This window comes from Fibrobacter sp. UWH6, from assembly GCF_900142465.1.
GTDB lineage: Bacteria > Fibrobacterota > Fibrobacteria > Fibrobacterales > Fibrobacteraceae > Fibrobacter.
Map to the genome: position 1 here is coordinate 1 of NZ_FRAX01000033.1, position 14,738 is coordinate 14,738.

At 38.0% G+C, this 14,738-nt stretch carries 12 protein-coding genes; 7 read left to right on the forward strand and 5 right to left on the reverse strand.

The window, feature by feature from the left end; all coding sequences use genetic code 11:
• Positions 1-168: 168 nt before the first annotated feature.
• From BUB73_RS16105 to BUB73_RS18085, 5 genes are all read left to right on the forward strand, one after another.
• On the forward strand, positions 169-2,085 hold the full coding sequence (locus BUB73_RS16105; protein WP_073287420.1) for an AAA family ATPase: 1,917 nt from the start codon (positions 169-171) through the stop codon (positions 2,083-2,085).
• Positions 2,078-3,301, forward strand: coding sequence for an HNH endonuclease family protein (locus BUB73_RS16110; protein WP_073287423.1), 1,224 nt, complete (start codon positions 2,078-2,080; stop codon positions 3,299-3,301). The genes BUB73_RS16105 and BUB73_RS16110 overlap by 8 nt, the downstream gene beginning before the upstream one ends.
• A gap of 154 nt (positions 3,302-3,455) precedes the next feature.
• On the forward strand, positions 3,456-4,262 hold the full coding sequence (locus BUB73_RS16115) for a hypothetical protein (RefSeq protein WP_073287426.1): 807 nt from the start codon (positions 3,456-3,458) through the stop codon (positions 4,260-4,262).
• A 205-nt stretch (positions 4,263-4,467) separates the two neighbouring features.
• Positions 4,468-5,958: a Fic family protein gene (locus tag BUB73_RS16120; RefSeq protein WP_073287429.1), complete on the forward strand. Its 1,491-nt coding sequence runs from the start codon at positions 4,468-4,470 to the stop codon at positions 5,956-5,958.
• A complete protein-coding gene (locus tag BUB73_RS18085; RefSeq protein ID WP_073287432.1) occupies positions 5,955-6,980 on the forward strand; it encodes an acyltransferase in 1,026 nt (341 codons plus the stop codon). Before BUB73_RS16120 ends, BUB73_RS18085 begins: the two co-directional genes overlap by 4 nt.
• A 114-nt stretch (positions 6,981-7,094) precedes the next feature.
• On the opposite strand, the gene BUB73_RS16130 is transcribed toward BUB73_RS18085, so the two are convergent.
• Entirely contained in the window at positions 7,095-8,111 is a 1,017-nt protein-coding gene (locus BUB73_RS16130) for a putative nucleotide-diphospho-sugar transferase (protein ID WP_073287435.1), read from the reverse strand.
• Between the two features lie 4 nt (positions 8,112-8,115).
• A complete protein-coding gene (locus BUB73_RS16135) occupies positions 8,116-9,471 on the reverse strand; it encodes a glycosyltransferase family 4 protein (RefSeq protein ID WP_073287438.1) in 1,356 nt (451 codons plus the stop codon).
• Here BUB73_RS16135 and BUB73_RS16140 point away from each other — a divergent pair.
• Both BUB73_RS16140 and BUB73_RS16145 read left to right on the forward strand, forming a co-directional pair.
• Positions 9,470-10,558 (forward strand): glycosyltransferase, encoded by a 1,089-nt coding sequence (locus tag BUB73_RS16140; RefSeq protein ID WP_175552227.1) that lies wholly within the window; start codon positions 9,470-9,472, stop codon positions 10,556-10,558. The two genes, BUB73_RS16135 and BUB73_RS16140, sit on opposite strands and share 2 nt — an antisense overlap.
• Positions 10,559-10,562: 4 nt before the next feature.
• Complete coding sequence (locus BUB73_RS16145; protein WP_073287444.1) at positions 10,563-11,345, forward strand: glycosyltransferase family 32 protein; 783 nt, start codon at positions 10,563-10,565, stop codon at positions 11,343-11,345.
• Here BUB73_RS16145 and BUB73_RS16150 read toward each other — a convergent pair.
• From BUB73_RS16150 to BUB73_RS16160, 3 genes are all read right to left on the reverse strand, one after another.
• Positions 11,329-12,444 carry a glycosyltransferase gene (locus tag BUB73_RS16150; protein WP_170932362.1) on the reverse strand — a complete coding sequence of 372 codons (1,116 nt, stop codon included), beginning with the start codon at positions 12,442-12,444 and terminating at the stop codon, positions 11,329-11,331. The genes BUB73_RS16145 and BUB73_RS16150 overlap by 17 nt on opposite strands.
• Entirely contained in the window at positions 12,434-13,591 is a 1,158-nt protein-coding gene (locus tag BUB73_RS16155; RefSeq protein ID WP_073287450.1) for an ATP-binding protein, read from the reverse strand. The genes BUB73_RS16150 and BUB73_RS16155 overlap by 11 nt, the downstream gene beginning before the upstream one ends.
• Positions 13,592-13,744: 153 nt before the next feature.
• On the reverse strand, positions 13,745-14,581 hold the full coding sequence (locus BUB73_RS16160; protein ID WP_073287453.1) for a tyrosine-type recombinase/integrase: 837 nt from the start codon (positions 14,579-14,581) through the stop codon (positions 13,745-13,747).
• Positions 14,582-14,738: the final 157 nt, after the last annotated feature.

Here is a 14,738-nt window from a genome sequence, read left to right on the forward strand (position 1 = left end):
TTGCAATTTAGTTATCCTAGCTGGCTCCCATCTGGGGGCCTTTTTTGCATCCTTCAGATTCCGCTCGGATTATGCATTTGCAAATAGAATTCGGGAGACAATTTCTTCAAAAAGAACATCAACATCCAAGCCATCGTAGGGAAAAATGGTAGCGGTAAAAGTACCCTAATGGACCTGATGTACATGGCCATTAATAATTTCTGCTACATGTTTGAAAGAGGACATAAAAGAGAAAGACCCGGTGCAGATGAGTTATATTATGTTCCAGGCTTATTTCTTAAGCTTTATTTTCAATTAAACAAAAATTCATACGAGTTAAAAAGTCGTTATGCTCTAGTTGAATTACAAGATAAAACAGAAAACACAACCATATTTGAAGCTACTCTTGACAATATTGGCAATGAAAAACCTTTAGCAAAGCAAAGATTCAACGATTCCGAAATATCCAGCATTGTAGATAACTTCTTTTACACAATCGTTTCAAACTATTCAATGCAGTCTTTTGTAGATGACAATTACAAGAGACAAATTTATTTTTATGCCGATAAAGACGATATAAATCGGATAGAACAAAAGAAGGAATTTATAGATCACGACTGCAAAGCAGCATATCCGCACAGCTGGATTTCACCTATTTTCCACAAAAATGACGGCTATATAAGATCTCTAGTTTTAAACCCTTATCGTCATAATGGAAACATCAATTTATCAAATGAATTCAAATTATCAAAAGAACGAGTTGCATCATTATTCATTTCCATAGACACGATAGACATTCCCAAACGATATTTTTTTAGACCATACAAATTTAGTCACCTAGAAATAAAACTTAATGCAAAAAAATTCCAATATTACTTAGACGACTTCCTACGAGAATTCGAAAACATAAACAACCCTCGTCCAATTCCGAAAGAGAGCCTTATCCTTGATTTTTTACGCAAAACCAATGATGATTTCGGGCTCGCAATCCAGAATATCTTTAAACTACCTAATCTCCAAACTGAAGAAATCAAATTAAACGATTACGAAAAATTCGAAAATTTTTGTTACTGTGTAGCCTACATTAAACTGAAACTTTATAAAATAACAAAAAAATATGACGCTTACAAGGACTTTAAAGAGGTTCTCAATCTTCACTATGGTGAAAATTTTGTTCAAATTGAAGGAGCCGCATCTCAAATTAACGACTTGCTACAATTTGTGCTAAAGGATCCTTCTCATATAACAAAAAAAATAAGGCGACTAGTCAACTTTCTATGTTTAGCCAAAGGAACGTACCTAAAAAAAATAACCAAAAAGAATTTTACTCAATATTTTAATGAAAAATCCGTTTTCTATAATGCAGATGGTAAAACTGACGAAGAGCCTATAGAACATCGTCCGCAAACAGCCGATGATTATTTATCCCCTCAAATTTATGACGACTGTCTTCCTCCAGCGCTTTTTGATTGGGAATTATATTTAAATAAAATTGACAAAAACGAAAACATTATAACAGATGAAATGGGAAATCCAATAGAGATTCCATACAATCAAATGAGTTCAGGAGAAGTCCAGTTTTTACAAACATTCTCTATACATGCATATCACTTAATGAACTTGGTATCAATTTCAAATAAAAGTGGTCGACCCAAATACAACAATTTCAATTTAGTTTTTGACGAAGTTGAAATATGCATGCATCCAGAAATGCAAAGGGTATTTATAAAAAAAATAATTGACCTACTAGTGGATTTGGAAACAGGTAATAACAATTCATACAACATCTTTATAATTACTCATTCTCCGTTCATTCTTTCCGACATTCCCACAGAAAATATTTTATATCTTGAAGATGGATGTGCTATTGAAGAAAAACGCAGGAAGCCAACTTTCGCACAGAATATCGGCGACATGATGTACAGTTCTTTCTTTATGGAAAAGACTATTGGTGAATTTGCAGAAGAAAAACTAAAAGAACTTATCCGCAAAAGACAGGGAAAGAAGACCCACATGTCAGATCAAGAAGCTGATGCCATTTTAAAATCTATCGGCGACCCTGTCATCAGAAGCCTTATTGAAGAAATAGAGGCTAACGATGATTAAAATAGAGATAGATGACCAAATCAGAACTGAAATAGAAACCCTTCATTGGAAATGGTTCTGGAATTATGTTCAAAAAAAAGAAATTCCTTTAGTCAAACCACTTAAAAATGGAAAAAGGGATGTTTTCTCCTTTTTAGAGGATATTTTCGGTTGGAATAAAGACGCTTTACATAGTCTCATTCTCGCCGAAAATGAACCAAAAGCAAAAAACAATTCTAGTTTATTAGACTATATAGCAGAAGATAATGATATTAGAAAAAAATACCTCAATAAAAAAGATAACAAGATAAGCATTAAAAAAAGGGGATGGAAATCACCCCAAAAACATACAGTTCATCAAATAATGCTTGAATACTTTGGTTACGAAGCATTTTCTAACGGAGTTGCCTTATCGGAGGTTCCTCAAATAAAAAACTGGAATGCTTACTCTTTTACAAAAACTTTAAACACAAATGTTTGCCCGTATTGTGGTCGTCAGTACATCTTCACCATAAGTGATGGGAATGGACGTCCACAAATAGACCATTTCTATCCAAAAGAAGAATACCCTTATTTATCTTGCTCGCTATACAATTTTATACCATCCTGCTCTCTTTGTAATCAACAAAAAAGCAATGTATTTAACAAATATTTAAAGGATGATAAAATAAAGAAAAAAAAGGCATTAATAGCAAAAGATAATTTCATTTCAACCCTATACCCATATGCAGAATCTTTTGAGGATAAAAATTCTAAGGGCGAATCCTATGCAAAATTCCATGTTTTTTACAAGGAACCAAAACAAGATGAATTTTTAGATACTCCGAAAAGCAAAACTTCATTAAACGACGTGATATCAGTCGGCATAAAAGTTAACGATTCTCCAATAAAAGATAAAATTCACAACTCCATTGAAGCTTTTCATCTAAACGAATTGTACTCTTGTCACAAAATCGAGCTTGAAGATCTACTTACTCGCTACCGCAACTACTCCAAACCAAAGATTGACGAAATAACCAAGCTCATTGTCAATGCACAACTAAGCACCCAAGCATTGGACGACACAGTCAATCAAGTCGCCAAAATTTATACAAAACGAATCAAACGAACCATTCTCGGTCTCCCCCTCGGTGCAGGAGACAAGCAATACCCACTACGCAAATTCAAAGAAGACATCATTGAACAACTAGATAACACAAGGCAAAAGATGCAGGAAGAAGCCAAATCAAGCAAGTAACCCATCTATTGCCCCCATTGCTTCCCCGCACACATCATTGTATATTTCCATTGAAGAACAGTCATGCCAAAGAAAATATTTTTTTGCCACATTCCAAAGGACTGCTTTGTAAAAAATTACGAGCAGACTCGTGAAAATTAGGAATTTTTAAATTATGAGTAATTGTGCTTTATGCCTACAAAACAAACCACTGCGTGAATCTCACATTATACCAAAATTCGCCTATGCTCCCGTTCAAGACAACATAAGACGGTCTTTACCTATCGGAACTTCAAATACACCTTTACGCTTTGTACAAAGTGGAATAAAAACGTATCTCCTCTGCGATGATTGTGAGGAAATTTTTTGTAACTACGAAAAAGAACTTGGAACATTTCTTAAAGAAATTCAAAATGGTAGTGATAGGATTTCAAAAAGCCCTGAAAGCAATTCGTTATTATTTGCATCCAACTTCAACTTTGACAAAATTCATAAAGCCATATTATCTATTATTTGGCGTTTAAGTATTATTCCTCAGTCATCTTTTTTTGATAAATATTATCTAGGCACAAAAAATCAAGAGCGAATAAGAGATCTTTTACTAAACAACAAGCCTTTGCCTTTTTTTTCATATCCAATTACAGCTGACAAAATCACTATAAAAGGAGAACCCAGAGATGATCTTATTTTGTGCTATCAACAAAGTAGAGCTTCCCTAGGAAACGTTATTATTCAAACTATTACTCTATATGGCGTAACATTCAATATTTACATGAAGGAAGATATCACTCCATTTTTCGGAAAAGACAAAGAAATCTTATATCTCGGGGGACCATACAACCCTATTCTGCATCAAGAATTGTCCACCTTAAAAATTGATCCAGAACTCCTTGCAAATATTCGGTCCAAAGAAATTGCAGAAAAAATGAGTCTTTTAAAATTGCATTCTCGTAATAGAGATTCCGCTGCAAAATCTCCATAGTACAAAGGATTCCGGCGACGGAGGGCTAAAATAGGAAGAAGGCATCCCTTCATGCTCATTTTTTTGAAATAGAACTAATTTTCATCATCTACAGCAATTAAACTTCAGTAAAATCAAAGCTGTTCCGCGCCAACAAAAATTAATATTTTTTGAAAAATCTACCAAAATTTAGTATATTTTTGAAAGAAATTAAGAATTTTTGAAAATGAACGGCGCTGGTTATCAATTTTTGATTGAAAAGTACGAGCTTGAGGTTCCGCAGCCTCTGGTCCGTTGTTTTTTCACGGAATCCTCGACAAAATCCGAGCGCACGTCTTACGGTCAAACAGAAATCTTCTTTCCAAAGTGGCGCCACGCCTTTGACGACACCTGGCAAAACCACTTGAATTTCGCCCTGAAATACGAAGGCGTCAACCTAGAAATTCTAAAGGCGTTTTTCGCAAAGGTCCCTGAGGCAGAGTTCGTCAAGGAAGTCCAGTCAAAGCCAACCGGAAAATATTGCCGCAGAATTTGGTTCCTGTACGAATTCCTTACAGGCAAAACATTGCCTCTCGAAGACGTGACCACAGGAGTGTTTGTAGAACTGTTGGATGGCGACGTGCAGTTCGCATTACCAAGCAAGAACTCCGCAAAGGAAAGACGACAGAGAATACTGAACAACCTCCCCGGCAACAGATATTTTTGCCCCCTGGTGCGACTTACGCCCTCCGTAAAGGAATTCCGTGCGGAAGTCCTGAAGGAACAATCCGATCAGCTACTGTCTCAATACTCTCCCGAGCTACTTTACCGAGCCGTCCAATACCTGTACATCAAGGAGACCAAGTCATCCTTCGCCATTGAACGTGAAACGCCAAGCCAAAAGCGAATGGACGATTTCGTCAATCTGTTAAAAGAGGTTGAAAAGGATTGCCTTTCCCAAGAAAGCCTCTGCAAGGTGCAGGAAAAAATTGTCGATCAGCGATATGCTCAAAACACATGGCGCAACGATCAAGTGTATGTAGGCGAAACACTTTCCCCCACCGAAGAGCGAGTTCACTACATAGCGCCAAGGCCGGAAGATATTCCCGAATTGATGGGCGCATATCTTCAATTTGCACAGAGTCTTTGCAGCGCCGATTGTGACGCCGTAGTATCAGCAGCCATCATCGGTTTTGCCTTTGTATTCCTGCATCCATTTGACGATGGAAACGGCAGAACGCACCGCTACCTTTTGCACCATGTGCTTGCCAGGAAAACGTTCACTCCACCCAAGGTCATCTTTCCCGTTTCCGCAGTACTGCTAAAAAATTCCGGAACATACGATTCCATGCTTGAATCTGTGTCTTCGAGAATAATGCCCAAAATCGATTACAGCATCAATGAAACAGGTGAAGTCAAGGTTACAAACGACACTGCTGACTTTTACCGTTTCATGGACTTTACCTTGATTGTCGAGGAATTCCAGAAGGTCGTACAGACCACGATTCAAACAGAATGGAAAGCAGAACTTTCGTACCTGCAGCGATACGACTCCATCAGAAAACAGATGCGCGAAATCGTTGACATGCCAGACAAAAAGGCAAACCAGTTCATCATGTTTGTCCAGCAAAATGGTGGCAAGCTATCTAAAAGCAGACGCGACTTTTTCTCGGAACTGACGGATGACGAAATCGAAAAAATGGAAGAAGTAATTTCAACCATATTGAATCTTAAATGAAACTCCACACTCCATTCCTAGACACTCTACGAATTGCAAGCTTTGTTGCAGTATGCGGATACCATGTTGCATACCGATACTGTACAAATGCAATTGGTTCTTTGGATTGGTTTTGGGGCATATCTTTCGAAAGTTTATTTCTATGGTGCGTACCAACATTTGTAATGATTTCTGGAGCAATTTTCCTAAATCCACAGAAGGAAATTCAAATAGCAACCATCTACAAGAAAAATATTTTTAGAATCTTCACGGCATTATTATTCTGGTCGTTCATATACACGCTATGGGCGGTAGATGGCGGTCCTTGGGATTACCTAAATCATTTTATAAAGGGCCATTCTCATTTATGGTTTCTGTACATGATTATCGGCCTTTATGCAATCACCCCATTCTTGCGTAAAATAATTCACGACAGCACTTTAGCCATCTATTTTGTAGGATTAGCATTCTTTGCATCATTTCTTCGCCCTTGGCTATTTTTTTCCTTTTTCCCACACATACTACATATCCCATTCTATATAGACTCCCCCAAAATAGCCCAAAACACGCACTTAACATTCACCGCAGGGTATACTCTCTACTTTGTGATGGGCTACTTGATTAGTTCACAGGGTATTTCAAATAAAATCAGAAAGTTTTTATACGCATTAGGGATCATTTCTTTTTGCTTCATTCTGTATGCGACTTTCACTCAAAGCCTTTTTAGAATCACTCTTTTCAAAGGATTTTTCAATTTTCTTTCAATTCCTGCACTATTTCAAAGTCTAGCCATATTCACATTTTTCAGGTACAATCTAAATTTTTCAAATAAATTCATTTCGGTTCTTTCACAAAGTACTTTCGGAGCCTATTTGATTCATGCCTTATTTTTGGAATGTTTCGATAAATATTTGAATTGGACATCGGTATCACAAACTTCACTGGCAACGATACCCATAATGACTTTAATTATTGCAATAATGTCATACACCAGTTCTTTGCTATTACGAAAAAATTCCATCTTAAAAAGGTTCTTTACATAAATAGATACATATAAATTAGACTCGTTATGGAACCTTTCCAAAGAAACCGACTAGAAATAGCGAAACTATCTTAAAGTACCTTCTGCAAAAAGTTTCGTTCATTGCCATAAACAATCATCGTTTAAAGACTCGATAAAAAGGGTATAAATAGGGAATTATTCTATAATACCATTTGGGAATATTTTTAGTACACCACCGCAAAATTTTAAAAAGTCTCTCATCAGCGGAATTATCCGACTGTTCCAATCGAAGCAAATCTACACATAACTTAGATTCCCAAAACTGAGTCATCTCTTTATTAACAATGAACGTTATATCATCAAAGGCCTCTTTAGGATGATATATACTATTCAAACAATCTTCATCATAAGGATTGCTGCGTACTTTTAACAAAAAATCTTTTTTCAAAAATTTGTACGACGGCTTAAATGAAGCTATAGACTCCCATGATGAAAAATAATGGATTATTTTAGCAGAAGCTAGTGTTTTTATGCATCTTCCTATTTGACTATTATAGCTATCCGGCAACAACGAAATAGTATTCCCCAAATCACTATTTACCTGATTCAAAGCCGGTTGATCTATACAGACTGTATTCAAACATGATTTTTTCCAATATTCATGCCATTTAGCAAAAAAATGTCTAGTATATTGGGAGTCTCGAACAAATAGAACTCCACTATTTATGTACCACTTAGCAGGTGGAGAAAAAGAAGCCTTTTCTATTTGGTCATATATAAAGTCTTTACAAGAATGCTCTTTCAACTCTATATGGCCATCAGGAACGGCCATTATATCCTTGATAAAATCAGATTCGTCATAAGGTTCAGCCCACACTGTATCAACATCAACATAAAGGAAATCTCCCTCTACATGTTCACGCATAGACGTCTTCAAATAGCGTGAACGAATCATTGGACTCATTTGAGAATCTAATTCAACAACATTATACTCGTCTATAAATTGTTTTATAGAAACTCGAGCACCAACAAGGTTTTTATCGGTTTTATCATCAACTAGCAAAGAAATAGAGGCAGCTGGTTTCACATGCTTCAACGAAATAATCGAGGCAACCGCTTGTTCGTAGTAAAAATCATGATCATCGCTCACGAGAACATACAAAACTTTCATACCATTAGGTCCTCATATTTTCTTTCATAACGCGAACCATTTGCTCCACAGTTTTCTCCCAGGAAAACAGTTTCGCTCGCTCCAATCCTTTTCTTGAATTTTCTTTTCGCAAGTTTTCATTGAAATAATATTTCTCATAAGCAGCGACATGCTGTTCATCGCTATCCCAGTCAATCATTATTCCTGCATCACCTACAACTTCCGGCAAGGAAGAATTATTGCTGGTGATTACAGGGCAGCCACATTGCATAGCCTCTAATGGAGGAAGACCAAAACCTTCATACTGACTAGTATATACAAACCATTCTGCATTGCTATACAGTACAGAAAGATCTTCATCATCTACATATCCTGCACGAATTATCATTTTCAAACCATCGTCTAACCAATCAAGTTCTCTTTTCAGTTTCCCAATAAAGTTATCCCAATGACCTCCACCCAAAACCCAAACTAGATCTCTTATGTCATTTTTTTTGCAAAAATTTACATAAGATTTTATTGCACGAATCAGATTTTTCCTAGGTTCAAGAGTGCATAGACTAAACACGTATTTTTTTTCGTAAGGAATGCCATATTTTTTTTTGACGCCCGCCAACAAAACAGAATCTTTCTTTTCAGAAAAGCTCTCATTTGCAGCAAGAGGTACAACTTTTGAAGAACCTTCCGTAACCAAAGGATATAATTCTATAAAATCACGTTGCGTACATTTTGAATCACAAAAAAATGAATCCCCTTTTCTCCCCGTCCTCATAATTTCGCGTAAATAATGAGACCAACCAATATCATTATATGTTGGAAATTTGAATGGAATAGTATCATGCAACACCAAGAAAGACCTAATATTAGAAAATTCTCTTACAACATCAGGGATTCTATATGCCGGAGACAAAAAAACATCTGCCGTTTGAAATTTAAATCTATCAATTTTTCGTTTCGCCAAAAAAGACAATAAACGCTGAGTCAAAACTATACCGAGGGCAAAGGGTTTTCTCAATAGAGTTCTGTGATACAGCATTCCATGTATTTGCCAGAATTTCAAATTCACATCGCACAACAATTTATACGACGACATATTTTGAGCATAATTTGCATTTGGATACAATTCCCTAAAAACACGAACTCCATTTGCATAATACTCAGGTGAAAAATACAAGCTAACGTTCAAATCATTCCTAGATAGCAATTCATCCAGTAAATTTTGGGCTACAAAGAAAATTCCACTTCTTGCAGCATCTTTCTTAAAAACATTCGTTATCAGAGTCGCATCAAAGATGATATTCAGCATAATAAATCCTGCATTTTCTAATAATGAATAATAGAAATAAATTATTTTTTGTTCAATGAAAGTTCTAATCGACATGTCTAGTATCAACAGCAAGAATTATCTTGCTAGCGTGACTTCTTATATAGAAAGACTTGCAGACTCTTTTTACAGTAAAAAGCGTGACTATGTCGAAATTCTCGTAGATAAATCGCAAGAGGCTCGTTTTAAAGAAAGGTACCCTAATTTTAACGTACATACAATAAAGCGAAACTACTTACTCTACAGAGTTCCCTTTACCAGCGACTGGTATAGTCAAACTACATATAAAAAGACTCTTTCTAAAATCAATTGCGATGCAGTCCTTATTGCAAGTGACCAGGATAGAGGAACAATCGCAGATATTCCCCAGAAAAAAATTGTTGTAATCCACGACTTAAAGGGAATAAAGACTGGCAACAGCGCCACAAACAAAAAAAACTTGGCATTTTACAAGAAACTGGCAGGCCAAGCATCGGCTGTGGTCACGATTTCTGATTTCACGAAAAAAGATGTTCAACAGCACTTGAACATTTCTAATGACAAAATCCAGGTTATCTACAACAGTGTATCCCTTAGCGAGGGTTCTACAAAAATTGACGGTTTACCGAGCAAATACATTCTCTACGTAAACACGCTTCAACCTCACAAAAATATTCAGACGCTAATTAAGGCCTATAGCGAAAGCCGTTATAAAGGCGAGTACAAACTTGTCGTCGTCGGAAAGACAACTTCCTTCTGGAATACAGAGATCATCCCACTAATTAGGCAACATCAACTAGAAGAAAACATCGTTCATCTTCAAAATCTTTCAGAAGCGGAACTAAATTACGTTTACGAGAACGCGGCCTTGTTTGTGACTCCGTCCCTGCACGAAGGTTTCGGCTACACGCCCATCGAGGCGGCCATGTGCGAGGTTCCCGTAATAAGTTCTACTTGTGAGGCTCTGCCAGACACAACCCAGGGATTGTTAAATTATTACGAGCCCGCAGACGACGAGTTCGCACTGGCAAAAAAAATTGATTTCATTCTAGACAATCCTCCTAGTGCAGAATCGCTTAATCTAATCGCGAATAAATACAAAAACGACTACTCTCCAGAAAAACAAGCTGAACAATTTTTAGCTTTAATTAAAAATTTGATTTGATGGTATGATCCCCAAGATTATTCATTACTGTTGGCTCAGCAACGACCCTTTACCTAAAGGTGTTTTGAAGTGTATTGATAGCTGGGAAATGAACATGCCTGATTATAAAATCAAGCGATGGTCAACAGAAAACTTCGACATTTCTTCGGTGAAAATTGTCAAAGAAGCTGTAGAACAAAAGAAGTGGGCATTCGCAACAGATTACATCCGACTATACGCCTTATATAATGAAGGTGGAATATACCTTGATTCAGATGTTCTTATTCACAAGAATTTAGAGCCTTTATTCACTGCAGACTTCATTTCGGCAATAGAGTTTAATCCCGCCGATATTCAAGCTTATTTAAACAACATTGATGAAAACCATCAGCGCTTAACAAATTCCAAATCAGTGCCAGGGTGTGGTATTCAAGCTGCATTTGCAGCAAGTACACCGAAACACTTATTTATCAAAGAATGTTTGGACAAATACAAGACTTTGTCTCTTAAAGACATTCTTGACAATAATTTGCTTGCTCCAGTAATACAAGTTCAATGCGCAGAAAAATTTGGATTCCGATACATCAATGAAAAACAAAATCTAAAAGAAAATATTGTCTTATATCCAACAACTACAATCGGACAAAATGCCTACGAAATCAAAGGCCGTTTTGCAACTCATTGTTGCGCAGGCAGTTGGGAAAACAGTCCTCTGAAGCATAAGGCGATAAACCTACTGAACAACAGATTCCATATACTGCCTTATCTATATAAATTAAAACATCTTTTTATCAAGAACGATAAATAAGTTCCAAAAGTTCATAGCACTTTCTAATATCAAAACGGTCGTTATCTACACGACAATCAACGTTTTCAACCCGAGTATTCTTCTTTACAAGTTCAGCCACCCAAGGCTGAACTTCTTTTATAGGAAACTTTTTCACCCTAGAGGAAATCGCAACTTCGTTAGGAACAGCATCGCTCACAACGCACTGTAGCCCATTATATTGAGCCTCCACAAGGGTCATGGGGAAAGCTTCACGCACAGAAGGCAAGAGCAACACATCAAATGCACAATAAAAGGGAACAGTATCCTTCTGTAGACCAGCAAAGATTACTGAATCATCCAAACTTTTTTCGTGTACCAATGTTTTCACATCATCTTGCAAAGGGCCATTTCCCACAAGAAGAAGTTTTGCCTTGGGATTTTTCTTCTGCAATTCAGCAAACAGTTCTATAATAAAACGATGATTCTTCTCAGGGAAAAATCTCCCTACATGTCCCACCACAAAATCATCTTCAGCAATTCCGTATTGCCCGCGAATCTGTTTTCGTGCAACAGCATCAAACTTAAATCGTTCCGGATCAATAGCATTGGGTAGAATTGTCACTTTGCCCTTTGCAACGGCAGCCCTACCCCATCCGTTTTCTGCGGCAGCCTTGCCGCAGGCGAGCCAATGAGTAGCAAACATTTTATTCGGGATTCGCAACAAAGCAAATAACAATGTCTTAAAGGAGATTCCGGCTCGGTGGCCGGAATGACATCCATACGCCTGGTGATGGTGAGCGATCCTTTTCGGAATCCTCGCCAACCAAGCCAAGAACATCACATAGGCATTCAAGAACCAATCCAAATGCGAGTGGACCACGTCGTAGTGACCATTCCTAAAAATACGGAAGATTGACCACAAATGTTTAATAGGGTGATGCAACTTATCCGGAATCTGGATACAGTTTATTCCAGCCTCATTGAAGCGTTCCAAAATCTGCGGGTTCGGTTCATACTGATAAAGCAAATCAAAATGTATATCACTCATGCGCGAGCAGTAGTTCAGAACCACCTGCTCCGAGCCACCACCCACAATACCGTGGAGAACCTGACATACCTTGATTTGCTTAGCACACATCGCCGGCATCCCTAAAGTTCCAACAACGAACTCCCTTATAGCTCTTGATATTCTCGCCAGAATAAACCAGATGCTTACTCAAGGTTTCAAAACCTGGTAACTTAGAAAGTTTTTCCATATTCTTAAAGAAATCCGAATTAACGGTCGCAGCGGACTTTATTTCAACTCCATTCCAGGCAGTCCCCTGCTTAAAGAGCAAGTCAACTTCAAGCCCAGTCTCAGTTCTAAAATAGAAAAACTCGGTCATCGCATTTTTGTTTAGCGCAGACTTCATAATTTCAAGAACGACCATGTTTTCAAACAAATTGCCAACCAATGGGTCACGAGAAAGTTGTTCTTTGGTTTCTATGCCAAGCAACATAGCAACAAGACCTGTGTCGGTAAAATAGATTTTCGGAGACTTCACGAGACGTTTCCCCAAATTTCCATACCAAGGCCGCAGTTTAAAAATAATGTTGGTTACCTCGAGTAAATTTACCCACTCAACAATGGTTTTATTGGTAACACCAACATCCCCCGCCAATGCAGACGCATTAAAGATTTGCCCCACACGGCCTGCCAACAATTTCACGAAAATTTCGAACTTATCAAAGTCCTTGATTTTCATCAACGAACGAATATCTCGTTCCACATAGGTACGAAAATAATCACGGCAATAAATACCAGGCTCTATGGCATTATCATAAATACGAGGCATGCCACCCCACAACAAAGCCTCGTCACGCCCCTTACTTACGCCAACTCTAGAAAGTTCTCGCAACGACAAAGGCAAGAGTGTCAACAAAGCCGTTCGACCCGCCAAAGATTGAGTTACCCCTTCCATCAAAGGCAATTGCTGACTTCCCGTCAAAATAAACATGCCATTCTTTCCAAGAGCATCACTCACAACTTGGACTTCACTTAGCAGTTCCGGACAGCGCTGCACTTCGTCAATAATCAACGGTGGTGGGTTGGATTCAAAGAATCCTTTGGGATCCTCTTTGGCAAATTGACGCGTCTCTTGCCGTTCCAAGTTGACATAAGCATAATCAGGAAACGCGTTCTTAGCCAACGTTGTCTTACCAGACTGTCTAGGCCCGATGACCGTTACCACAGGATACACAGCCGCCATTTGCTTAAGAGTATCAGCTAAATCTCGTTGAATCATGATTTAAATATATATAATTTTACGGAATTTGGGAGCAGTACTCCCAAATTACTCACTTTTAGGCTTTTCTGCATGGGAATTGTTCATTGAGCAAGAATCATACCCATTACTTACCCAAAAAACGTATTTTTACATGTATTTTGGGCCAACATTCTATAGACGGTTAAACTTTCTCATTTCCTTATCCAAGAATGTATCCACATATTTCGCGTAAATCAAGGTCGTATCCAAGTTGCGGTGGCCCAGCAGTTTACTTGTAGCCGGCAGCGGTATTCCCAAAGAAATACAAGTCGTAGCGAAAGTATGTCGAGCCAAATGGCAATGAAGGTACTTGGGGAAACCCAACTTTTTGGCTGCCTTGCGGAGCCTACGATTGAAGGTGCAGTTTTCTACCACGTGGAATACAGGTTCATCACCCTTTAATTTTGCAGGAAGCAGCAGCCGCGCCTGAACAGGAATCGGAATATACACTTCCTCCCCAGTCTTATGGGTCTGCTTACGGATTTTCCAGTCATAGATTTCATTTGCAGAAAGCGAACGCAGATCACTATAACGCAGCCCCGTAAAACAACTGAACAAAAACACCCGAACACACTCTTGTTCTTTCTCTGTTAATTTGCACTTATTATCCGTAAAGTTCAGGTAAAGTTGTTTCAATTCTCGCATCGTTAGAAAGCCACGACGCGTATAGACTCGGCCGATTTTCACACCAACAAAAGGATCGTTTTCGATCAGCCCCTCCTTACGCAAACGGTTGACAAAAATCCGAAATACCGACAGCGCCTTTGTCACAGTCGCCGGTTTGTTTCCCTTCTCCTGCAGATGAATCTTAAAATCTCGAATCATCTTTTCGTCTATGGAATTACATTCCATCTCCGGCATAAAGTCACGCATCTTTCGTAAATTCCACTGATACGTTCTAATTGTCGCCTCAGTCAATTCACCAGGATTATTCTTCAAATTTTCAAATGCTGTATCAAAGAAAAGCATAAAACCTCCTACACTTGGAACATTCCAAGGTTGCGCAAACATTGAAAAATACAGCAACTAATGAGGCATCATCAACATGTGTGGAAGCATTTAGGCAGCCTTGCTAGATGATTCTCTCGATTCCGATTCCCATTCGTAGGCTATCTGTACATCTACA